Source organism: Pseudomonas protegens (assembly GCF_003363755.1).
Classification (GTDB): domain Bacteria; phylum Pseudomonadota; class Gammaproteobacteria; order Pseudomonadales; family Pseudomonadaceae; genus Aquipseudomonas; species Aquipseudomonas danubii.
Genome location: NZ_CP031396.1, coordinates 6,518,878 through 6,540,393 on the forward strand (window position 1 = coordinate 6,518,878; position 21,516 = coordinate 6,540,393).

Below are 21,516 nucleotides of genomic sequence, written 5' to 3' on the forward strand. Positions count from 1 at the left end.
CCGTTTTCGGCGCAGGCCGACCTTTAAACCGCAACGGATGCATCGGATGAGCGACTTCCCCCACGATATCGACCTGGACGCGTTCTGGGACCGGGCCACCCACTGCAAGATCAACCAGGCACCAGCCAGCGCCGCCATGATCGCCGAGCTGCAAGCCGAGCTGGGCTATCGCCTGCCGCCGTCCTATGTGGCGTTCATGAATCGCTACAACGGCGGGCGCCCGCACCTGTGCTGTTTCCCCACCGAACAAGGTACCTCCTGGGCTGAGGACCACTGCGCGATCGACAGCTTCCTGAGCATTGGCCGCGACGCCGCCTATTCGTTGGGCGGCAGCCTGGGCAGTCGTTTCAAAATCGAGAAATGGGGTTACCCGGACCTCGGGGTGTACATCTGCAATTGCCCGTCTGCCGGGCACGACATGGTGGCTCTGGACTACCGCGAATGCGGCCCCGAGGGCGAGCCGCGGGTGGTGCACGTGGATCAGGAACGCGACTATGCAGTGACCGTGCTGGCGCCGAATTTCGAGGCCTTTATCCGCGCTCTGGTGTCCCCCGAGGTCTACGACACCTCGGAGCAGGATTACCTGGACGATCTGGACAAGGTCGCCAGCGCGCCGTTTTCAGCGCTGCTGGAGGAGTTGCTCGAACAGTTCCACGAAGTGCCCGACCTGGGGCCGCTGATCCGCCAGATCGCCTTGCGCATCGTCCATGAAAAACGCTACTTCGCGCTGCACGCCGATCCGCTGTCGCAACTGCTGTATGACCTGCTGTTCTGGCTGTACCGCAACTGCTATCCGGTCAACGACAAAGAGTCGTACCTGCAGGTCTACTGCGACATGATCGCCTTCGCCAAGGGCTTCGGCACCGGTGGCTATGCCCCGGACTTCATCCACGACTGGTTTCGGGCACGGCTGGCCGGCGGCCAAATGCGCCAGGCGGCGGGCGGGTTGGTCTTGACGCCAGCCTATCGCGCGCAGTTGCTGGAACAACTCTCGGGGTTTCGCCCCCTCAGCCCAGACTCTCAGGAGCAGCCATGAGCGAGGCATCGATTCGCATCACCGCCGAACGGACCCTTTCTGATAATTGGTATGTGCTGAAGAAGTACAGCTTCGAGCTGCGTCGCCGCGACGGCAGCTGGCAGGCCCAGGACCGTGAGGTCTATGACCGGGGCAATGGCGCGACCATCCTGCTGTACAACCTCAAGCGGCGCACGGTGCTGCTGACCCGGCAGTTCCGCATGCCGGCCTTCGTCAACGACCACCACGGCTACCTGATCGAGACCGCTGCCGGCCTGCTGGACAACGCCAGCCCGGAGGTGCGCATCCGTCAGGAAGCACAGGAGGAAACCGGTTGCCGGGTAGGCGAGGTGCAGAAGGTTTTCGAAGCCTTCATGAGCCCGGGTTCGGTGACCGAGCGGGTGCATTTCTTCATCGGTCATTACCAGGCCGAGGACCGCATCGATGAAGGCGGCGGACTGGAGCACGAAGGCGAGGACATCGAGGTCCTGGAGCTGGACATCGACCAGGCCCTGGGCATGATCGACAGCGGCGAAATCATCGACGGCAAGACCATCATGCTCCTGCAATACCTGCAGCTGCATGTGCTCAAGCCGCGCAGCCTGATGGTGCTGGTGGCCGGTCCGTACCGCTCTGGCAGCGGCGACGATCCGGCGGTGCTGGCACGCAATGTCGCGGCCATGGAGCAGTGCGCCGCCCAGGTGCTGGCGGCCGGACATTTTCCGGTGCTGGGGGAGTGGGTGGCGTTGCCCATGACCCGGTTGGCGGGGTCCCTGGCGGTGGGCGATGAGATCTACAACGCGCAGTTCCACGCCTATGCCGAACGCCTGCTGGAGCGCTGTGATGCCGTGCTGCGCATCGGCGCGGCCTCGGCGGGCTGCGACGCCATGGTGCGGGTCGCCGAGCGCCTGGGCCTGAGTGTCTATCACCGGGTTGAGCAATTGCCGGCTGTGACGCCGGGCGCGCTCCGGGCTGATTCCGACCGCTGATCCCGACGACTGATTCAGTGCAGCGCGGGGGCGGATCGATCGCCTGCGCTGGCCGTCAGCGCCTGCACCCCACCTTTCAAGAACCCCCTCAGCACAGCCGCAGCCTTCGTGCACCCGGCATTTCCAGGCCCCGCGGGAAAATACTGTCTATCGTCAATAGGCAAGCGCGAGCTTCGTCAAGGACTGTGTGGGGCAGGGCCTCAGCGGTCAGTTTGTCGCCATGGCGCCTGGAGCATTATGGAAAACCTCGGTCAGGACCCATCTCAAGGACGCAGCACCTCCAATCAGGCGCTGACTCGTGCCACCTTGCTGGGGTGCTCGGGGCTGCTGCTGGCGCTGTTCCTCTTCACCGGCGTGCTGCTGGTGTACATCGCCCTCGACCAGAACCTTTCCGCCGAACAGCACAATCGCCTGGATATCGAAAAGGCCCTGCAGTCTCTGGACAGCAATGCCCGCACCACGCTCAAGGACTATGCCCTGTGGGGTGACGCCTACCAGCACCTGCACCTGCGGGTCGACCTCGACTGGGCCTACACCCGGCAGAACTTCGGTCCGACCCTGTACTACGATCTGGGTTTTGACGGCGTGTTCGTGATCGGTCCGGCAGGCCGCACCGTGTATTCCCTGGTGGCTGGGCGATTGGCGTCGATGGATGCCCGGGACTGGCTGGGGGAACAGCTGGCGCCCCTGGTGGAGGAGGTGCGTTCGCAAGCCGGCGGCAAGGCCATCAGCCGTTACCATGCCATTGCCGGGACCCCGGCGCTGGTGGTGGCCGACCTGTTGAACCCAGGCAACGACCCGCAAGTGCGTGCCGACAGCGGGCCTCAGTCGGTGCTGATTTTCGTTGCGCGCCTGGAACCGTCGCGATTGTTGGCGCTGGGGCAGGGACTGGGCATCGAACAGTTGCAGGTGGCCGGCCCCGTGCCGGCCGCCGCGCTGCCGTCCCTGACCCTGCCCGACGGCGCCGGAGTCCTGCAATGGCAACCGACCCGCCCCGGGCATCAGTTGCTGGTACTGGTGATGCCGTTGCTGCTGTTGGCGGGCCTGCTGGCGGGCATCATGGCCGGCTTCCTGTTGCGCCGGGCCGGCGCGGCGGCTCGGGTCATGGACGATCAGGTCCAGGCCCTGCGGGTCAGTCGTAGCGCCTTGCTGGCCAGTGAAGAACGCTTTCGCGACGTCGCCGAAGCAGCGTCCGACTGGATCTGGGAAGTGGACCGGCACTTGTGTTTTACCTACCTGTCCGAGCGTTTCGAGGTGGTCACCGGACTCTCTCGGGAGTCCGCGCTGGGGCGGCCGATGAACGAGCTGCTGAGCTCCGAGCAGGGGTCGCTGCTCAACTGGCTGGCGGCCCCGGAGCGGCGCTCCCAGGCGATCCTGCAATGCGCTTACCTGGATGGCCACCGGCAGCCGCGGATCTGCCGCCTCTCGGTGCGAGCCATGGCCGCCGGTGGTTATCGGGGCACCGCCAGCGACATTACCGAGGAGGTCGCCGCAAGGCGGCGGATCGAGTACCTGTCCCAGCACGATGCCCTCACCGGACTGGCCAACCGTACGCGCATGCAGGAGTTTCTCGAAGGCAAGCTGTTGGCCTTGCCGACCCTGCAGGAGCCCTTGTTGATGCTCAGCGTCGACCTCGATCGCTTCAAGCCGGTGAACGATCTGCTGGGGCATGCGGCGGGCGACCAGGTGCTGCATGAGGTGTCCCAGCGTCTGGCCCAATGCCTGCGGGGCGAGGATCTGGTGGCCCGGGTCGGGGGCGACGAGTTTGTCCTGGTGGTCCCGGGGCAGGTTGCCCAACCCGAGATCGAAGGCCTGTGCCGGCGCCTGATCGAGCGGATCGAAGAGCCTTTCTACATTGCCGAGCATGAAGTCTTCATCAGTGCCAGCATCGGCATTGCCCGGGCGCCGGTGGATGCCAGCCTGGCGGAGGAACTGCTGCGTTTTGCCGACATCGCCCTGTATGAGGCCAAGGCGGCGGGGCGCAGTACCTGGCGGTTCTATGCCAGCGACATGAATGTGCGGATCATCGAACGCCGCGGCCTGGAGCGCGACCTGCGCCACGCCATCGAGCAGGATCAGTTGCTGCTGCAGTTCCAGCCACGCTATCGGCTGGCGGACGGACAGCTGGTGGGCGCCGAGGCGGTGGTGCGCTGGCAGCATCCCCAGCGTGGGCTGCTGGGGCCCGAGGTGTTCTCACCGATCGCCGAGGACACCGGGCTGATCCTGCCCTTGAGCAATTGGGTGCTGCACGCCGCCTGCCGCGCGGCCCGGGCCTGGCCCGAACGCCTGCTGCTGGCGGTCAACCTGTCGGCCGCCGAGTTCCAGCGCGGGCAACTGGTGGCCAGGATCAGGACCGTCCTGGGCCAGAGCGGGCTGGCGCCCTCGCGGCTGGTGCTGGAAATGACCGACAAGGCGCTGCTGGACGACGGTCGCCAGGTGCTGGAGATCATGCAGGGGCTCAAGGCCCTTGGGGTGCAACTGCTGATGGACGATTTCGGCAGCGGCTACTCGGCGCTGCAGTACCTGCGGACCTTTCCCCTGGACGGCCTGAAGATCGACAGCAGCCTGGTGGCGGGACTGGGCGGCAATCAGGCCGGGCATTCGATTGTCCAGGCCATCGTCGACCTGGGGCATGCCTTGAGTCTGACAGTGATTGCCGAAGGTGTGGAAAGCCCGGAGCAGTACCAGGCGCTGCAGGACATTCAGTGCGATCAGGCCCAGGGGCCGCACCTGAGTCCGCCTCTGGACAGCGACGCCTGGGTGAGGCTGTGCACCGAGCTGTCCCAGGCCAGCCGCTCTACCACTTAAGGCGGGCCTTGCAGCACTCGCTGGCCGTTGTGCCACGCTCGCAATCAGCGCCAGGGACGGGGAGGGCGCACCCGGTTCAGGCCGGGTCCGGACGATGGGGGCCCTGGCGGATCGGCAGTTCCACCCGAAAGGTGCTGCCCACCCCCAACTGGCTGCGGACGCTGATTTGCCCGCCGTGTTTCTTGACGATCCCGTAGGACAGCGACAGGCCCAGCCCTGTGCCCTGGCCCACCGGCTTGGTGGTGAAAAAGGGGTCGAAGATCTTCTGCAGGTGCTGCTCGTCGATGCCGCAGCCACTGTCGCTGACTTCCAGCCAGACCCGCTCGCCTGCCACGCCGTTGCTCAGGGTGATGGTGCCGCGCTCGGGGCCTATGGCCTGGGCGGCATTGATCACCAGGTTCATCACCACCTGATTGAGCTGGGAGGGCAGGCACTCGATCTCTGGCAGCGGCTGGTAGTGCTTGATCAGGTCGGCCTTGTACTTGAGTTCGCTGGCGACGATGTTCAGGGTCGAGTCGATGCCCTGCTGCAGGTCCGCCATTTGCCAATGCTGGTCGCTGTCGACCCGGGAGAAATTCTTCAGGTCCCTGACGATCTGCTCGACCCGGCCGATGCCGTCCTTGGACTCCTTGATCAGCAACGGGATGTCCTCCTGGAGAAAGTCCAGGTCGATGCTTTCGCGCAGGCTTTGCAGGCGCTTGCGCAGCTCCGGCGCGGCGATGGCCTCTTCACTCTGGCGATAGGCCGTGAGCAGTTGGCTGATCTGTTCCAGGTAGCCCGCCAGGCTGCCGAGATTGGAGGCGACGAAGCCGATGGGGTTGTTGATCTCGTGGGCGACCCCGGCCGCCAATTGCCCGAGGGAGGCCAGTTTCTCCGATTGCACCAGCTGGTTTTCCAGTTGCTTGCGCTCGTCGATTTCCTGTTGCAGGGCCGCGCCGGCCTGTCTCAGGTCCTCGGTGCGCTGCTCCACCAGATCTTCGAGATGGTGCATCTGCAGCAGGGCACGGGCGGTCATCTCCCATTTGCTGGTGAGGGTGCTGGCCATCTGCTGGACTTCGATGTTGTCGAAGGGCTTTTTCAGGATCAGCAGGCGGTTGTGGCCGTGCAGTCGCTCCAGCAGGTCCTCCCAGGAGTAGTCGGAATAGGCGGTGCACACCACCACCTGCAGGCGCGGGTCCTCTTGCCAGAGGCGCTCGATGGTCTGGGCTCCGTCCCAGCCCTGGGGCATGCGCATGTCGACGAAGGCCAGGGCATAGGGGCGCTGCTGCTCCAGGGCCTGGCAGACCTTGTTCAAGCCTTCCTGGCCGCCGTAGGCCGAGTCCAGTTCAAAGGGCTGTTGCCGGGGCTTGGCCTGGGCGCCGAACAACTGCGCTTCCAGGTCGTCCAGGCTGCTGGCGTCCGCCGCAGGCGGGGTGAGGATTTTGCGAAAGTCGTCGTGGATCGACGGGGTGTCGTCGATCAGCAGAATTCGCCGGTTGCTCAGATCGTCCATCAGTGGCCCTCAACGCTGATCAGCGGTATGTCCAGGGTAAAGGTCGCTCCCAGCCCCGGCCCGTCACTGTGCACGCTGAGCTGCCCGTCCATTTCCATGGCGGCCAGGGCGCAACTGTGCAGGCCGAAGCCGTGTCCTTCCTTGCGGGTGGTGAAACCGTGGGCAAAGATTCGCGTCAGGTTCTCGGCGGCAATGCCTTCTCCGCGGTCGCGGACTTGAATGCGCAAGGTCCGGTTGTCGATCACATGGGCACTCAGGGTCAGGGTCCGGGAGTGTTCGTCGAGATCGGACATGGCGTACTTGGCGTTGCTGATCAGGTTGATCAGGATCAGCAGCAGGCGGTGCTTGTCGCCCAGGACCGGTGGCACCTGGGTGTAGTCCTTGACCACCGTGACCTGATGCCGGGCCAGGGCGCCGGAGTTCATGCGCAAGGCGTCATCGATCAGTTCGCCGACCTGCAACGGCTCGATCAGCCGCGAGGCCCCGGCGTAGGACTGCTGGGTGGCGACGATTTCCTTGATGTGGTCGACGCTGCGCCCAAGCTGGGCCAGTTCCCCGCTCATGCCCTGTTGCTCGCTGGCAATGGCTTGCACCAGTTGGTTGAGGTAGCCGGGGAGCAGCTTGCCTTTTTCGTCCTCACTGAAAAAATGCCCCAGATCGTGTTGATGCTGATTGATCAGTTCCATCGCCTTGCCCAGGCCCTGAGCCTTGCTGGAGCGTAGGGTGCGGCTGAGCATCTCGCTGGAGATGTTCACGCTGTTGAGCACGTTGCCGACGTTGTGCAGGACATTGGTGGCGATTTCCGCCATGCCGGCCTGGCGCGCGGCGTCCAGCAACTCGCTCTGGGCCTCCTTGAGTTCCCGGGTGCGTTCCTCGACCCGCTGCTCCAGGTGTTCGTTGGCGCTCTGCAGGGCGGTGTTGACCCGACGGATGACGGCAAAGCTGCTGATCAGGCGGATCGCCAGATAGAGGATCAACAGCACCAGCAGCACCGAGAATGCCAGCAGATACTGGTGGGACTTCTGGTCCTGCAGGTCGGCCTGGAGCTGGTCGTTGTTGAGCAGGCGGGTGATGTCGTCCAGGCGTTCGGCCACCGGGACCGAGGTGAGCCGCTCCAGCAGTTCATTGACCACCGGCTGCTCGCGCAGGACCACGGCGACGTGCTTGCTGAGGATGTCCACCGGTTCGTGCATGGCGGTGGGCAGGCGTTCCTTGTTGACCGTCAGTTTGTTCAGCCCTACCAAGATGTCCGCGGCTTTGTCGCTGCTGGAGATCTGGGCGAACTCCAGGCTGCTGAGCAGCAGGTCGTAGGTGTCGATGGCAAAATTCTGCAGCGCCAGTCGCTGCTGATCATCGAGGTCGGCCAGCCGGCGCTGGATGTCGTCCTCGGCGTAGGGCAGGAATGCCAGTGAGTTGCGCAGCACCGCGTTGTGGGATTTGAACCGTTCCACCAGGCCGGCTTTTTCCTGGAAGGCATTGAGGAACGCCTGGTGACTGGCCTGCCAGGCCGCCGGGGCGCTGTGACCCTGTTGCGAGAGCTGATCCAAGCGCTGCCACAGCTGGTTGATCTGCTGCACCGGCTGCACCAGCGGATCGTAGTCGTGGGTAATGGCGATGCGCGCCTTGAGCACTTCGGTTTCCCATTGGGCGTTCAATTGCTTGATCTGGCCGATCAGGTCCCGGGACAGGGCGAAGTTCGGGGATTGGCCGATCATGGTCTTGAAGTAGAGCAACGCCAGCGCCAGGACCAGGCCCAGGGCCACCAGGGTCAGGAGCATGGAGGGCCAGCGGCGACGCAACTTCATAGCGGCTTGCCCTGCCATTGTCCGGTGAGGGTCTGGAGAAACTTGACGATCAGGCGGGTGTCCTGGGGGTTGGGGGTACGGCCCAACTGGTACTTGAACATCACCTCCACGGCCTGTTCCAGGGTCGTGGCCGAGCCGTCGTGGAAGTAGGGGGCGGTGACCGCCACATTGCGCAGGCTGGGGACCTTGAACACGTTGCGGTCCTGCTCGTCGCCGGTGATCAGGAAACGCCCCAGATCGGCGTCGGTGGGGTTGCCCCGGTCGGCAAAGTAGTCATTCATCACGCCGAACTTCTGGAACATGTTGCCGCCGATATTGACCCCTTGATGGCAGGCGATGCAGCCGTAGTCCTTGAACCGCTGGTAGCCGTACTTCTCCTCCCGGCTGAGGATCTCGGTGTTGCCTTGCAGGTACTGGTCGAAGCGCGAGCCGGCACTGAGCAGCGTCCGTTCATAACTGGCCAGGGCGTCCTGCACGTTGGCCGCGGTGATGGCGTCCGGGTACAGCGCGCCGAAGGCCTGGCGGTAGCTGGCGTCGTCATTCAGGGTGCGCAGCAGGTTGGGCCAGTTGTTGCCCATCTCGGTGGGGCTTTGCACCACGTTGTCGATCTGCGCCTGGAGGGTCTCGACGCGACCGTCCCAGAACTGGCGAAAGTTCAGCGCAGCGTTGAACACGCTGGGGGTGTTGACCTGGGAAAGCTGGCCCTTGATGCCCAGGGACTTGACCTGCGCGTCGGCCCCACCCTGGTCCAGCCGATGACAGCTGGCACAAGAGAGGCTGTTGTCCAGGGACAGGCGCGGCTCGTTGAACAGCCGGCGGCCCAGCTCCACACGCTGGGGATCGAGGGCGGGTACTGCGGGCAGGGGCTTGAGCGGTTCGTCCAGCGGTGCCGGGAAGGCCGGCGGGGCGACAGCGGCCATCGCCCAGAGCAGCAGGCCGATGAGGCTGTGCGAGCGGCGTCGGCGTTGCCTGGACTGCTGTTCAGCGATCATGGTCGACTACCTGCTGCTGGGACGCCTGGGCCCGCAGCAGGCGGGCAAAACTGTCGGCCGGCAGGGCCTTGCTGAAGTAAAAGCCCTGGCCTTCCTCGCAGCCCTGTTGCTTGAGGAACGCCAGTTGCTCCTGGGTTTCCACCCCTTCGGCGATGATGCTCAGGTTCAGGCTGCGCCCCAGTTGGATAATCGCGCTGACCAGGGCGGCGTCCTTGGGCTCGTGACTCAGGCCATGGATGAAGGACTGGTCGATCTTCAGCACGTCCACCGGGAACTTGCGCAGGTAGCTGAGGCTGGAATAGCCGGTGCCGAAATCGTCTACCGCCAGGCGCACCCCCAGGGCCTTGATGGCTTGCAGGGTGGCGAGGGTGGCTTCGACGTTCTGCATCAGTACCCCTTCGGTGATTTCCAGTTCCAGCAGGGTCGGGTCCAGGGCACTGTCCCGCAGTGCGTGCTGCAACTGCTGGAGCAACTGCGGTTGCCTGAAGTCGTTGGCCGAGAGGTTGACCGACAGGCGGATCGGCGCCAGTCCCGCCTGCTGCCAGGCACGGGACTGGCGGGTAGCTTCGCCCACGACCCACTGACTGATCCGGTTGATCAGGCCACTGTCCTCGGCCACTGGAATGAACTGGGCGGGGCTGATCCAGCCCTGTTGCGGGCTGAACCAGCGAATCAGCGCCTCGGCGCCCACCACCTGGCCCGAGGCCAGGTGGATCTTGGGCTGGTAATGCAAACTCAACTCCTGGCGCTCCAGGGCCTGGCGGATGCCCGATTCCAGGTGTTGGCGTTCCCGGGCGCGGTGGGTCATGTCCTCGGTAAAGAAACCGTAGCCCCCCGGTGCCTGCTCCTTGCTGTTGCGCATGGCCATCTCGGCCTTCTTGATCAGGCTCAGGGCATCCTGGCCATCCTCGGGGTAGAGGCTGATCCCCAGGCTGGCGGTGACCCGCAGGTCGTGCCCGGCCACATCGTGGGGCTGGCTCACCGTCGCCAGGAGCTTTTCGGCGACGCTACGAACCTGGGGCGGCGGCTCCTGATCATGGAGCAGCACCACGAATTCGTCGGAGCCGTAGCGGAACACCGAGTCCGACTCGCGCATGCTGTGCTGCAGGCTGTGGGCGATCCTCTTGAGCAACTCGTCGCCTGCCGGGTAGCCCAGGGCATTGTTGATCCGCTTGAAACGGTCCAGCCCGAGGAACATCACCGCCAGCTGTTGCCCATAACGCCGGGCCCGGGCCATGGCCTGGCCCAGGCGATCGCCGAGCAAGGCGCTGGAGGGCAACCCGGTGAGGGTATCGTAGTGCAGCAGGTGGGAGACCTTGAGCAGCTCCGCGACCCGTTCCTCGATGGTGCGCTGCAGATCGTCGAGCTTGTGTCGCGCATCCTGGGTCATCTGCCACTTCCAGGTCAGGGCACTGGCCATCTGGCGGATTTCCAGGCTGTCGAAGGGCTTTTTCAGGATCAGCAACTGGTCGCCAAAGGTCAGGCGCTCGGCCATGGTTTCCCAGGAATAGTCCGAATAGGCGGTACACAGCGCGATCTGCAGATCCGGGTCGACCTTCCACAATTGCTCGATGGTTTCCAGGCCGTCCCAGCCCGGCGGCATGCGCATGTCGATGAAGGCCATGGCATAGGGCGTGTCACGGGCCAGGGCCGACTCGACCATGGCCAGGGCCTCGCGACCCTGGAACGCCGAATCCAGGCTGAACACCTGGAGCGGGCGGGGGCTGACGCTGCCGAACAACTGGTCTTCGACCTGGCTCAGGGCCAGGTTCTGCGAGGGCATGAGGATTTTGTGGAAGTCCTCATGAATGGAGAGGCTGTCATCCACAATCAGCACCCGTCGGTTGACTCGCGCAGATGGCGGCGTATCCGAGGGGTCTTGCGAATTTGTCTGTGCGTCGCAGCCAGTGTTCATTGACTTTCCCTAGCGTCCTGAGCGTGCGTCCAACGCTGTGAGCATAGTCACTGGAACATGCACCGTGAGAGGATTTTTTGGCGGATATTCCCGGGTGAACATCAAAAAAATAGCTAGGATTGTCTGGGCTGTAGCGCCGCTGGGCGCTGGCCGGGCGGCACTGTCCGGGGAACGAGATGCAGGACAGGGGGACTCACCATGGAAGCGTTGCCGCCCACCGAACCAGGACAGCGTCCAAGCCTGTTGCTGGTGGATGACGAAGAATCGATCCTCAACAGCCTGCGGCGCCTGCTACGCAGCCAGCCCTATGAAGTGCTGCTGGCCGACAGCGGTGCCAGGGCCCTGGAAATCCTGGCCCAGCGTCCCGTTGACCTGGTGATGAGCGATGCGCGCATGCCCGACATGGACGGCGCCACCCTGCTGGCCCGGGTGCGCGAGGGATACCCGGCCACCCGCAGGATTCTGCTCACCGGCTACGCCGACCTGAGCACCATCGTCAAGGCCGTCAACGAAGGGCAGATCCACCAGTACCTGAGCAAACCCTGGAACGACGAAGAGCTGCTGCTGATCCTGCGCCAGACCCTGGAATACCAGCACGCCGAGCGCGAGCTCAAGCGCCTGCAGCAACTGGTGCTGGAGCAGAACCGCCAGCTCAAGGTGAGCAACGCCGAACTGGAAAAGCGCGTGGCGTCCCGGACCGCCGAGCTGCAACAGACCGCCGACATGCTGGACCTGGCCTATGAAGAGCTCAAGCACAGCTATGTGACCGGCACCGAGGTGTTCTCGCTGCTGGCCAACCTGCGCCTGCCGGCGGACAAGCAGACCAACCGCAAGATCATCGAACTGGTGCGCGCCTGCTGTGCAAGCTATGGCCTGGACGAAACCGCCAGCCGTGACCTGACCATGGCCGCCGCCTTGTACAACATCGGCAAGCTGAGCTGGAGCGATGCCATGCTGGCCGCTCCGGCGGAGCTGTTGCGGCACGCCGATCAGGAGCGCTATCGGGCCTATCCCTCCCAGAGCGAGTCGCTGCTGATGACGCTGGAGCCGATGCAGGATGCGGCGCGGCTGATCCTCCATCATCAGGAACGCTGGGATGGCAGCGGCTTTCCCCAGCATCTGCGGGGCGAGGCGATTCCCTGGGGCGCCCGGCTGCTGAAGCTGGTGGTGGACTTCATCGAGTTGCAGTGCGGGTTGATTCTGGAGCGGCGCATGAACAGCGACGAGGCTTTGCTGTTCATTCGCAAGTACGCCGGCCGTCTGTATGACCCGAACATGGTGGAAGGCTTTGTTCGGGTCTGTGCGGCCTACCTCAATGACGTGACCGTCGATGATCCGACGGTCCGGGTGCTGGGCACCCGTGATCTGCAGGCGGGGATGGTCCTGCGGCGCAACCTCAATGCCGACAACGGCATGCTGCTGCTCAATGCCGGCAAGGTGATCAGCGAGCCGCTGGTGCAGAAGCTGATCGCCTTTGAGGCCATGGAAGGGGGGCACTACAGCATTTTTGTCAGCGTGCCTGAAGCCCCAGGGCCGTCTCTGGACATCGGGCACTGATCGCCGCTCTTGATCTGTGCCCGGTTGTTCCGTCATCTTTCGCACCGCGCGCCGCCCCAGGCCCTGGCGCAGTGTCCCGCTGGCGCCTCGGCCGACGTTCGCTCGGCGTTCGTCGCGCCTGACCGGCTTTGCCGGGGCACGGCGCGGCGAATGTCATGTTCCTGCAACCCCGGCATGCCAAGAAAGTGAAGCTGTGTGCCTGCCGCAGTAACCCGATGGCGGGGCCAGGACGATCCGATTTCCCTAGGAGAGGTAACGATGAGAAAGTTTTTTGCCCTGATGGCGGCCCTGGTGCTGACCCTGGGGATGGTGGGCATCAGCGACGCACGTCAGCCCAAACAGCAGCGCGAGTCGGTGGCGGGGGCTTTTGACTACTACCTGCTGGCTTTGTCCTGGTCACCGACCTTTTGCCTGATGCATCCGGAGAACGAACAGTGCTCGGGCAAGGGCTATGGGTTTGTCCTCCACGGCCTGTGGCCGCAATACGCCAAGGGCGGCTGGCCCCAGTCCTGCCCACCCTTGACCCCGCTGACGCAGGAGGAGCGGGCCAAGGGCCTGACCCTGTTTCCCACCGCCAAACTGATGAACCACGAATGGACCAAGCACGGCACCTGCAGTGGCCTGGGGGGCATGGGGTACCTGGATGCGACGGACAAGGCCCTGGCGACGGTGCAGATACCGCAAGCGCTGCAGCCTTCGACCGCGGTGCGTTACTTTGAAGCCACGCAGATTGCCCAGCAGTTTCGCCAGAGCAACCCGGGGATCGCCGAAAACGGCATCGCCATTCTCTGCAGCGGCCCCGAGCTTTCCGAAGTCCGGGTCTGCCTGACCAAGGACCTGGACTTTGGCCCGTGCGGCAAAGGTGTGAAAAACCAGTGCCGCGCCGGCCAGATCCGTATCCCGCCGATCCGCTGAAAGCGTCTGCGCACCGCCTCGAACGGCGCCGACGGGGCATCGAGATTGTCGTGCCCCCGCTGCCGTAGGAGCCACAGGCACGTCAATTCCGATGTTCCGTATCAGGGCAGGTCGGCCAACAGGTTCTGCAGGTGTACGGCGGTGGCGGCGCTGCAATCGTGCATCGGTGCCCGCAGGTGTGGCTCGATCAGTCCCTGATGGGCCAGCAAGGCTTTCACGGGGGCCGGGTTGGGCTCGGCGAACAGCGCCTGAATCAGCGGCACCAGTTGCCGGAAGGTGGTCCGCGCCGCATCCAGCTGCTGGTCGCGGACCTGGCGCTGCAACTGCACGAACAACTCCGGACGAATGTGCGCCGCCGCCGCAATGGCTCCGCTAGCCCCCAGGCACAGGGCGCTGAACAGTTGCAGGTCCTCGCCGCACAGCACCTCTACCGTGCCGCTGGCCAGCAGCGCCAGGGTCTTGTCCAGGTTGCCGCCACAGTCCTTGACGGCGGCAATCCGCGGATGACGCACAATGTTGAGCAGGGTGTCCTTGTCCAGGTTGACCCCGGTGCGATAGGGAATGTCGTAGACGATCAGCGGCACGCTGGAGGCATCGGCGACGCTGTGGAAGAAGCTTTCCAGGGCCGCCTGGGAGGGGCGGATGTAATAGGGCGCAGGCACCAGCAGGGCCGCCACCGGGCGCTTGAGGATTTCCGTTTGCAGGTTCAGCAGCGATTTCAGGTTGTTGCCTGCCAGGCCCATGATGACTCGCCCGGCGGGGGCCTGTTCGAGCACGGCGTCGAGTACCGCCAGTTGTTCGTCCTTGTCCAGGGCCGCGGCTTCACCGGTGGTGCCGCAGACTACCAGCCCGGCCACGCCGCTTTCCAGCAGATGGGCGCTCAGGCGCCGCAGGGCGGCAAAGTCGATGGCGCCATTGTGAAAGGGCGTGACGATGGGGACCCAGATTCCTTGAAACGATGACATGCGTGTTCTCCTGATGGTTGACCGTCGGGTCGTCGTCAGAAGAGTAGAAGGGCGTTAAGCAGGGGGCGGGTGTCCGTAGCGCTTGATGTCCTGTCAGCTCATCTGACGGGACACAGCGCCCCGGTCACATGAGCGACTGTTTCTTCGATTTAGAGTTGCAAGCCACCCAGGCTCCGGCCTTGGCCAGCAGGCCAATGGCGCGAGAATCGAGGGTAAGGGCTTGGGACATGGCTGAGGCAGACTCTGAAATCAGGCGCACAGTTTTAAAAGCCAGCGCGGGGTTTGTCAATCCTCGAACAGGGCTCGGTTGATTGGCCGCTGCCACGCCGGGTCAAGGCGGGTTCTCCCCTGGTCACAAAGTCTTGACGGCGCGGCCGATGAACTGCACGGGGCCGGTAGGCCTGCCCACCGCCGAGCCTTGGCGATCTTCCAGGGTCAGCTCGAACAATTGATTGGTTTGCAGGGGTGGCAGGTGATCAAGCGGCACACGCAACGGCTGGCCGGGCTTGACCAGCCCAAGAGACACCGGGCCCTTCCAGTCGTCGGCCTTGGTCCAGAACTCCAGGGCCTTGTCCGCCGGAACCTCGATGCTGCCCAGTGGAATCAACTGCAACTCCCGGGTGTCATTGGCTTGCACCACCCAGCCGGGTGATTTGTCCTGAGGGGCTACCAGCACCACCAGGTAACTGGGAGGGGCATCGGGGCGCAGCATCAGCAGGCTGGCCAACAGGACACTGGCGGCCAGGCCGGCAGCGGCCAATCCGCGCCACAGCGCCAGAGGGTTGAAGCGCCTGGCGCTATTTACGGCCGAGACCGGCTCCGGTTCAGCCAGTTGCTCCAGGCTGCGTTCTATACGCCGCCAAAGCCAGGGCGACGGCGTGACGGGATCGGCCAAAGCGGTGAGGGGATGCAGGCGCTGTTCCCAGCTTTGCACGGCGCTGCGCAGGGCGGGGTCATGGGGCAGGCGCTGTTCGAGCAGGCGCCGTTGTTCGGCGTCCAGGGTGCCCAGGACATATTCACTGGCCAGGGCCTGGAGCGTGGGATCGCTGTCGTCCCGTGGACCGATATTCATCCCAGGCACTCCCGTAAGGCACTGAGACTGCGCTTGATCCAGGCTTTGACCGTCCCCAGCGGGGTGGTCATTCTGGCGGCAATCTCCATGTGTGAATAGCCGTCCAGATAGGCCAGCAGGAGACACTCGCGGCGCTGTGAGGGCAGTTGCCCCAGGCAATGCTGGAGACGTCCGGCATCAGCCAGAGCGGTGACCGCCTCTGTGTTCATGGCCAGCCCGTCAAGGGTGTCCAGGTGGTCTGCATAAGGTTCTTCAATAGGCACCTCACGGCCATGGCGGCGCAGGAAATTCAGCGCCAGATGCCGGGTGATGCTGAACATCCAGCCGCGGGCACTGCCTCGTTCCGGGTCGAAACTGCTTGCGCCTTGCCAGATTCGGATAAAGGCGTCGTGCAGGATGTCTTCGGCCAGGGCCGTGTCGCGTACCAGGCGGTTGGCGACGCCGAGCAAGCGCGGCCCTTCCTCGTGATAAAGGGCTTCCAGAGCCTGGCGCTCACCTCGGGCACAAGCGGCGATGCAGCCTGCGTGGTCAAACAGGGGTTCGGGTAGAGACAAGGGCATTTACCTGCGACAGATGACAGCCACCGCCACCCAAGCGGTGCAGTGGCTGTCAGCAGCGTAGACCAGTTGCCTATGCCTGGCCTTGCATCTTGGGCGGCGAATCAGCGGGCCGCCCAGAAGATGTAGTCCGCCTGGTACTTCACTGTTTCACGGGTGCCCTTGTTAGCGGCGGTGCACGCGCTGCTGGGGGCCACGCCACCCTTGAGGGCCACTCGCTGAATGTAACTGACGCCGCTCATCAGCCCCTTGCCTTCGGCCGGATTGGCCTTGACCAGTTGATAGGGCAGGTTGCCGGCGCTGGACGGCGCCACGGCGACCTGGGTCCCGGTGATCTTCGAACCGTCCTTGGCCTGCCAGGTGGCTGGTGGGCCGAAGTAGTCACCCAGCACTTTGCCGCTGCGATCGCTGAGCACCGCCTTGGGGCCGACGAAGACCCATTCGGTCTCGCCCGGTGCATTGGCCTTGTCCCGGCACTCGTAGGTGATTTCACCGGTGCCCACGGTTTCCAGGGCAACTTTGTGGCCCTCCGGCACCTTGATGCTGTCGGGCAATGCGCTCTGCGCCTGGGCCACAGGCAGGGCGCCCAGGCAGGCGATGGTCAAGGTTGCGCTGAGGCAGAGAAGACGTTGTTTGGCGTGCATGGTGGCTCTCCATTGGGGATCGGTTCGGCAGTTTTCAGGACTGCTATGGGTACTACCCCTGAGCGACGTATCTGGATGCAGCGCCGAGAAAAAATAGTCAGCGCAGCGGCATATCATCCGCTGCGGGTCATCCGGTGATCCTGGGCGTTGAGCCGGTACAGCAGGCTCGGTGGCTGCCCGGGAAAGTCCTCCAGCTCGCCGTCCAGCGTCATCCCCAGGCGTTCCAGGGCCCGCCTGGACGGCAGGTTGTCGGGCCGCACCAAGCCGGTGACCCGGGGCGCCAGCAGTTCGCCGAAGGCCAGTTGCAGGGCCGCCTGGGCCATCTCGTTGGCGAAACCCTGGCCCCAGGCTTGGGGGGTGAAGCGAAAGTACAGGTTCAGCCCGGCCTCCTGCCCGAAGTGCGCCCGCATGAGCCCGCCAAAACCGATGATCTGTTGCGGAGCGTCCAGCCGGGCGATGGCCCAGTAGCCAAAGCCGTACTGCTGCCAATGGGCAATCCAGCTGTGCAGCCGGTCGCTGGTGGCTTCGGCGCTGTCGGGGCCGCTGGGGTTGAAGCGGTGGGTCTGCGGGTCGCCGTGGATGGCGCAGGCCTGCGGCAGGTCGGCCAGGGTCGGCGGGCGTAACAGCAGGCGTGTGGTGCGGGTGGTGGACGACAACATGGGCGAGGCTCTTTGCTTCAGATGAGATGGAGCGCCGGGTGGCAGGTGGTGGTCAGGCCTGTGCGGGTGGTCCCGGAGAAGGTAGGTGATCGCCCCGGACTTTGCCATTGTCGTCAGGGCGCGCTGGTTGAAGCCGCGAGCAGGGCCCAGCCTGCGCAACGAACCGCTTGCCGCCGCTGCTGCGTCAGTCTGGCCAACGGTACAGGCTGGCGGGATAGCCCTGGGCGATGATCGGTGTCGGGGTTTGCCCCGGCAGCATGGCCTGCCAGAAATCCCGGGCGGGCAGGTTGGCGCTGAAGTGCATCACCTGCCAGGGCCCCTTGTAGTGCTCGAACAGTTGTTGCGTCACCTGCCGGCCGACGCCCAGGCGGCGCAGCCGTCGGGCGATGAACAGGTAGCCGAGGTTGTACCGCGCATCGCTGTCGCAGCGTTGCTGGTCGACGACGGCAAAGCCGGTCAGCTCCCCCGCCACCAGGATCAGCCAGGGATGGGTGGCCGGGTGGCGCCAGTAATCGTCCAGGGCCTGGATGGCGTACAGCCCCTGGGCTGCGAATTTGAGTGGCAGCCACTGACTGAGCTCATAGAGATAGAACTGCATGAGGTTTTCCAGGCAGGGCCAGTCGTCGCGAGCGGCCGGGCGCAGTTCAAGATGGTCCATCAAGGGCGACTCCAGCCCCGATCGGTCCGAGGCACAACGGGTGGTGGTTAAAAATGGGGGGGGTTAAAGGGAATCTGCCACTGATCAATGCGCGCGGGAAGGCTTTGACGAGTTTGTTTTCCATGTGCGGAAGATGGAGTTTGCAGCGGCGCTGAGTATTTTGGAAATAATGCTTCTCAATAATTAGAAAGCTAGCTTCCTATGTTTAGGCGAATATTGATGTAAGTCATAAAAGTCTTTAATTCGGCTCGTTCAAGTGGGATTGCTTGATGAAGTTTTCACACCCTGATTAAGGCTCGAATCTAGACTTAAGTCGACTGGATCGATAGTGGCCATTTGCAATAATTGACTTGGCTCTGGAAAGTTCTGCGGGTAAGCAGAGGATGTCTTCAGGTCATCGCAGGATGCGGAAGTTGTTGTTTGATAGTGAATAGCAATTGAATACTTTCCTGCGAGGCATTTCAGAATGAGAAACAATCTTCCTGTGACCCAGCGCGAGCTGGTGTTTCCCGCCGAACAGCGGCTGATTTCCGCCACCGATGTTCACGGCAAGATCACTTACTGCAATGACGAGTTTGTCGCGGTCAGCGGTTTCAGCCGCGAAGAACTGATCGGCAGCCCGCACAATATCGTGCGCCATCCGGACATGCCCGAAGCGGTGTTCGCGCACATGTGGTCCTACCTCAAGGACGGCAAGAGCTGGATGGGCATCGTCAAGAACCGCAGCAGCAACGGTGACCACTACTGGGTCAACGCCTACGTCACGCCGATCTTCAGCAAGGGCGTGATCGCCGGCTACGAGTCGGTGCGGGTCAAGCCCGAGCGCGAACAGGTGGAACGCGCCGGCGCACTGTATCAACGCATGCGTAGCGACAACCTGGCCTTGCCCTGGAGCTACCGGGTGGCCAGGGTTTGCGGCTTTGCCTTGCCGCCGCTGCTGGCCCTCGCGGCTACGGCCGGGGCCTATTGGCTGGGTGGCCCCTGGGCGGCACTGGGGGCGGCAGTTCCCGGTTATTTCGCGGTACAGGGGTATGCCTTCTATCGCGCGCGGCAGATGTTGCAACGCATCAGCTCGGTGTCCCTGGGCAGTTTCGACAGCGAGCTGATCGCCCGTACCTACACCGACGAACACGGCCCGGTGGCCCAGTTGCAGATGATCCTGATCAGCGAATCGGCGAAAATCCGCACCGCCCTCAGCCGGCTTGGCGACTACGCCAACCAGGCGGCGTCCCTGGCGTCCACCAGCCAGAGTCTGTCCAAGCAGGCGGAAACCGCCCTGGGCAAGCAGCGCGACGAAGCGGACATGGCGGCCACCGCGATGAACCAGATGGCCTCGTCGATTTCCGAGGTGTCGGTGCATATCCACGACACCGCCTCGGCCGCCGATCAGGTCAACAACCTGACCCAGGTGGGCTCCGAGGAAGCCCAGAAAACCCGGGTGGTGATCGAGAAGCTGGCGGACACCGTGGACGCGGTCAGCCAGTCCGTGGAGGGCCTGGCCGCGGAAACCCAGTCGATCCAGCAGGCGGCCAACATGATCCGCTCCATTGCCGAGCAGACCAATCTGCTGGCCCTCAACGCGGCGATCGAGGCCGCCCGGGCCGGTGAGCAGGGCCGCGGTTTCGCGGTGGTGGCCGACGAGGTCCGGGCCCTGGCCTCCAAGACCCAGGAGTCGACCCAGAGCATCCAGCGCATCATCGTCACCCTGCAGGAAGTGGCCACCCAGGCGGTGGAAGTGGCGCGCCAGGGCAGTGTCGAAGCGCGTTCCGGCGTAGCCCAGGTGATCAGCACCCAGGAAGCCCTGAATGGCATCAACTCGGCGGTGGAACGCATTCACCAGATGAGTCAGCAAATGGCCGCCGCCTCGGAGCAGCAGGCCCATGTCGCTGAGGAAATCTCCGAGCAGATCACCAAGATTGCCCGGGTTTCGGATCAGAACGCCGAGATTGCCGTGCATTCGTCCACCGTGGGCGGCGATCTGGAGTCCACCGCTCACGAACTGAACGCCTTGGTGACCCGTTTCAATAGTTGAACGGCAATGGCCGTCAGCAACTTTCATTTAATCGCCGATTGATCAACTAGATCAGGGCAGGGGGCTCGTATGTCCAGTGTGATGGAAACGGTGAATAGCCGTACTCAGTTGGCCGGGCAGAATCGTCTGGAACTATTGTTGTTTCGATTTAATGAGTCACAGTTGTACGGCATCAACGTCTTTAAAGTCAGAGAAGTTCTCAAGTGCCCCAAGTTGAATGTACTGCCCATGTCACATTCGGTGGTGTGTGGCGTGGCCAATGTTCGCGGTGTATCCATTCCGATACTTGACCTGGCACTGGCCACCGGTTTGCCCGGAGTCGAGGATATCGACAACGCTTACGTGATCATTACCGAGTACAACAACAAGACCCAGGGTTTCCTGGTCAGTGCGGTGGAGCACATCGTCAACCTGAACTGGGAGGAAATTCACCCGCCACCCAAAGGCAGCGGCCTGGACAACTACCTGACGGCGGTGACCCGGGTTGGCGAGCGCATGGTGGAGATCATCGACGTGGAGAAGGTCCTGGCCGAGGTGTCGCCGGTCTGCGAGGACATCTCCCAGGGGGTGATCACGGCGCAGACCCAGGTCGCTGCGGCCCATTGGCGGGTGCTGACGGTGGACGACTCGGCGGTGGCACGCAAGCAGGTGACCCGCTGCCTGGAGAGCGTCGGGGTGCAAGTGGTGTCGTTGAAGGACGGCCGCGAGGCGCTGGAGTACCTGCAGGCCCTGCTCGACGCGGGCAAGCGCCCGGACGAGGAGTTCCTGATGATGATCTCCGATATCGAAATGCCGGAAATGGACGGCTACACCCTCACCGCCGAGGTGCGCAACGACCCGCGCATGAGGCAACTCTATATCGTGCTCCATACCTCGCTGTCCGGGGCCTTCAACCAGGCCATGGTGAAGAAGGTCGGTGCCGATGATTTTCTCGCCAAGTTCCGCCCCGACGATCTGGCCGGGCGGGTGGTGGACCGGATCGCCAGCCTGACGCCGGCGTGAGCCGGCCCCCCGGGGCAGTGAGGCAGTGCCCGGGATTGATTTCATGATGGGAGTGAGCGCCATGCAAATGTCTGAACTCGACTATCAGCAAGCCTTGCTGCGTTACCTCGCCGAACGTCCGGAACTCGCGGCCCAGCTGGGGCTTGGGCCATCCTCGGGGCGCCCCTGGCAACCCGGGGACTTGAGCGAGTTGCAGATCCAGCACGCCAGTCGGCTGTTTGACGAAGAAGCCCGCTTGCGCGGCATGGGCAACTGGGAGCTGGCGCTGTCGTTCATTGCCCGCACGCCCCAGGAACTGAAGCGGATGACCCTCGAGGCACATCGGGAAATCGCCGAGATGGTGGACATGGAGTGGGACCAGTATTGCCAGCTCAATCACTTGCACTGCTAGAGGCCGACGAGGGCAGTTTTCTTCAATACGCTGCGATCCTGGCTCCCT

General features: G+C 63.8%; 18 protein-coding genes and 1 pseudogene. 9 read left to right on the plus strand and 10 right to left on the minus strand.

Annotated features, from left to right (window positions below; all coding sequences use genetic code 11):
* Positions 1–46 precede the first annotated feature (46 nt).
* The 3 genes from DWF74_RS29675 (at position 47) to DWF74_RS29685 (ending at position 4,812) form a co-directional block, all read left to right on the plus strand.
* The gene (locus DWF74_RS29675) at positions 47–1,036 is read left to right on the plus strand and encodes an SMI1/KNR4 family protein (RefSeq protein ID WP_102864555.1); all 990 of its coding nucleotides are present in this window, start codon (positions 47–49) and stop codon (positions 1,034–1,036) included.
* Entirely contained in the window at positions 1,033–2,004 is a 972-nt protein-coding gene (gene nudK, locus DWF74_RS29680; protein WP_115582341.1) for a GDP-mannose pyrophosphatase NudK, read from the plus strand. The genes DWF74_RS29675 and nudK overlap by 4 nt, the downstream gene beginning before the upstream one ends.
* A gap of 237 nt (positions 2,005–2,241) precedes the next feature.
* Entirely contained in the window at positions 2,242–4,812 is a 2,571-nt protein-coding gene (locus DWF74_RS29685) for a bifunctional diguanylate cyclase/phosphodiesterase (RefSeq protein ID WP_102864557.1), read from the plus strand.
* A gap of 76 nt (positions 4,813–4,888) precedes the next feature.
* Here the strand turns inward: DWF74_RS29685 and DWF74_RS29690 are convergent, their stop codons facing one another.
* The 4 genes from DWF74_RS29690 to DWF74_RS29705 are packed head-to-tail and all read right to left on the minus strand — an operon-like array spanning position 4,889 to position 11,016.
* Complete coding sequence (locus DWF74_RS29690) at positions 4,889–6,304, minus strand: ATP-binding protein (RefSeq protein ID WP_115582342.1); 1,416 nt, start codon at positions 6,302–6,304, stop codon at positions 4,889–4,891.
* Complete coding sequence (locus DWF74_RS29695; RefSeq protein ID WP_115582343.1) at positions 6,304–8,109, minus strand: DAHL domain-containing protein; 1,806 nt, start codon at positions 8,107–8,109, stop codon at positions 6,304–6,306. Before DWF74_RS29695 ends, DWF74_RS29690 begins: the two co-directional genes overlap by 1 nt.
* Entirely contained in the window at positions 8,106–9,101 is a 996-nt protein-coding gene (locus tag DWF74_RS29700) for a cytochrome-c peroxidase (protein WP_115582344.1), read from the minus strand. The genes DWF74_RS29695 and DWF74_RS29700 overlap by 4 nt, the downstream gene beginning before the upstream one ends.
* The gene (locus DWF74_RS29705) at positions 9,091–11,016 is read right to left on the minus strand and encodes a putative bifunctional diguanylate cyclase/phosphodiesterase (protein WP_115582345.1); all 1,926 of its coding nucleotides are present in this window, start codon (positions 11,014–11,016) and stop codon (positions 9,091–9,093) included. Before DWF74_RS29705 ends, DWF74_RS29700 begins: the two co-directional genes overlap by 11 nt.
* Positions 11,017–11,214: 198 nt before the next feature.
* Here DWF74_RS29705 and DWF74_RS29710 point away from each other — a divergent pair, with 198 nt between their 5' ends.
* Complete coding sequence (locus tag DWF74_RS29710; protein WP_102864561.1) at positions 11,215–12,573, plus strand: HD domain-containing phosphohydrolase; 1,359 nt, start codon at positions 11,215–11,217, stop codon at positions 12,571–12,573.
* 258 nt (positions 12,574–12,831) lie between these two features.
* Positions 12,832–13,488: a ribonuclease T2 family protein gene (locus tag DWF74_RS29715; protein WP_102864562.1), complete on the plus strand. Its 657-nt coding sequence runs from the start codon at positions 12,832–12,834 to the stop codon at positions 13,486–13,488.
* Positions 13,489–13,589: 101 nt separating this feature from the next.
* Here the strand turns inward: DWF74_RS29715 and dapA are convergent, their stop codons facing one another.
* From dapA to DWF74_RS29745, 6 genes are all read right to left on the minus strand, one after another.
* A complete protein-coding gene (gene dapA / locus DWF74_RS29720) occupies positions 13,590–14,453 on the minus strand; it encodes a 4-hydroxy-tetrahydrodipicolinate synthase (protein WP_115582346.1) in 864 nt (287 codons plus the stop codon).
* A 352-nt stretch (positions 14,454–14,805) separates the two neighbouring features.
* The gene (locus DWF74_RS29725; protein WP_115582347.1) at positions 14,806–15,525 is read right to left on the minus strand and encodes an anti-sigma factor; all 720 of its coding nucleotides are present in this window, start codon (positions 15,523–15,525) and stop codon (positions 14,806–14,808) included.
* On the minus strand, positions 15,522–16,079 hold the full coding sequence (locus tag DWF74_RS29730; RefSeq protein ID WP_430757463.1) for a sigma-70 family RNA polymerase sigma factor: 558 nt from the start codon (positions 16,077–16,079) through the stop codon (positions 15,522–15,524). Before DWF74_RS29730 ends, DWF74_RS29725 begins: the two co-directional genes overlap by 4 nt.
* A 107-nt stretch (positions 16,080–16,186) precedes the next feature.
* Entirely contained in the window at positions 16,187–16,726 is a 540-nt protein-coding gene (locus DWF74_RS29735) for a DUF3455 domain-containing protein (RefSeq protein WP_102864566.1), read from the minus strand.
* Positions 16,727–16,839: 113 nt separating this feature from the next.
* A complete protein-coding gene (locus DWF74_RS29740) occupies positions 16,840–17,385 on the minus strand; it encodes a GNAT family N-acetyltransferase (protein WP_102864567.1) in 546 nt (181 codons plus the stop codon).
* Positions 17,386–17,569: 184 nt separating this feature from the next.
* On the minus strand, positions 17,570–18,043 hold the full coding sequence (locus DWF74_RS29745) for a GNAT family N-acetyltransferase (protein ID WP_115582349.1): 474 nt from the start codon (positions 18,041–18,043) through the stop codon (positions 17,570–17,572).
* Positions 18,044–18,509: 466 nt separating this feature from the next.
* Between DWF74_RS29745 and DWF74_RS31140 the strand changes: the two are divergent.
* The 4 genes and pseudogenes from DWF74_RS31140 to DWF74_RS29760 form a co-directional block, all read left to right on the plus strand.
* Positions 18,510–18,776 (plus strand): annotated as a pseudogene (locus tag DWF74_RS31140) (PAS domain-containing protein); the annotation flags it as partial.
* Between the two features lie 129 nt (positions 18,777–18,905).
* Positions 18,906–20,075 carry a methyl-accepting chemotaxis protein gene (locus DWF74_RS29750; RefSeq protein WP_416760333.1) on the plus strand — a complete coding sequence of 390 codons (1,170 nt, stop codon included), beginning with the start codon at positions 18,906–18,908 and terminating at the stop codon, positions 20,073–20,075.
* 69 nt (positions 20,076–20,144) lie between these two features.
* Positions 20,145–21,077 carry a chemotaxis protein CheV gene (locus tag DWF74_RS29755; RefSeq protein WP_115582350.1) on the plus strand — a complete coding sequence of 311 codons (933 nt, stop codon included), beginning with the start codon at positions 20,145–20,147 and terminating at the stop codon, positions 21,075–21,077.
* A 61-nt stretch (positions 21,078–21,138) separates the two neighbouring features.
* Positions 21,139–21,468 carry a DUF6388 family protein gene (locus DWF74_RS29760; RefSeq protein ID WP_060839043.1) on the plus strand — a complete coding sequence of 110 codons (330 nt, stop codon included), beginning with the start codon at positions 21,139–21,141 and terminating at the stop codon, positions 21,466–21,468.
* The last annotated feature ends 48 nt before the right edge of the window (positions 21,469–21,516 follow it).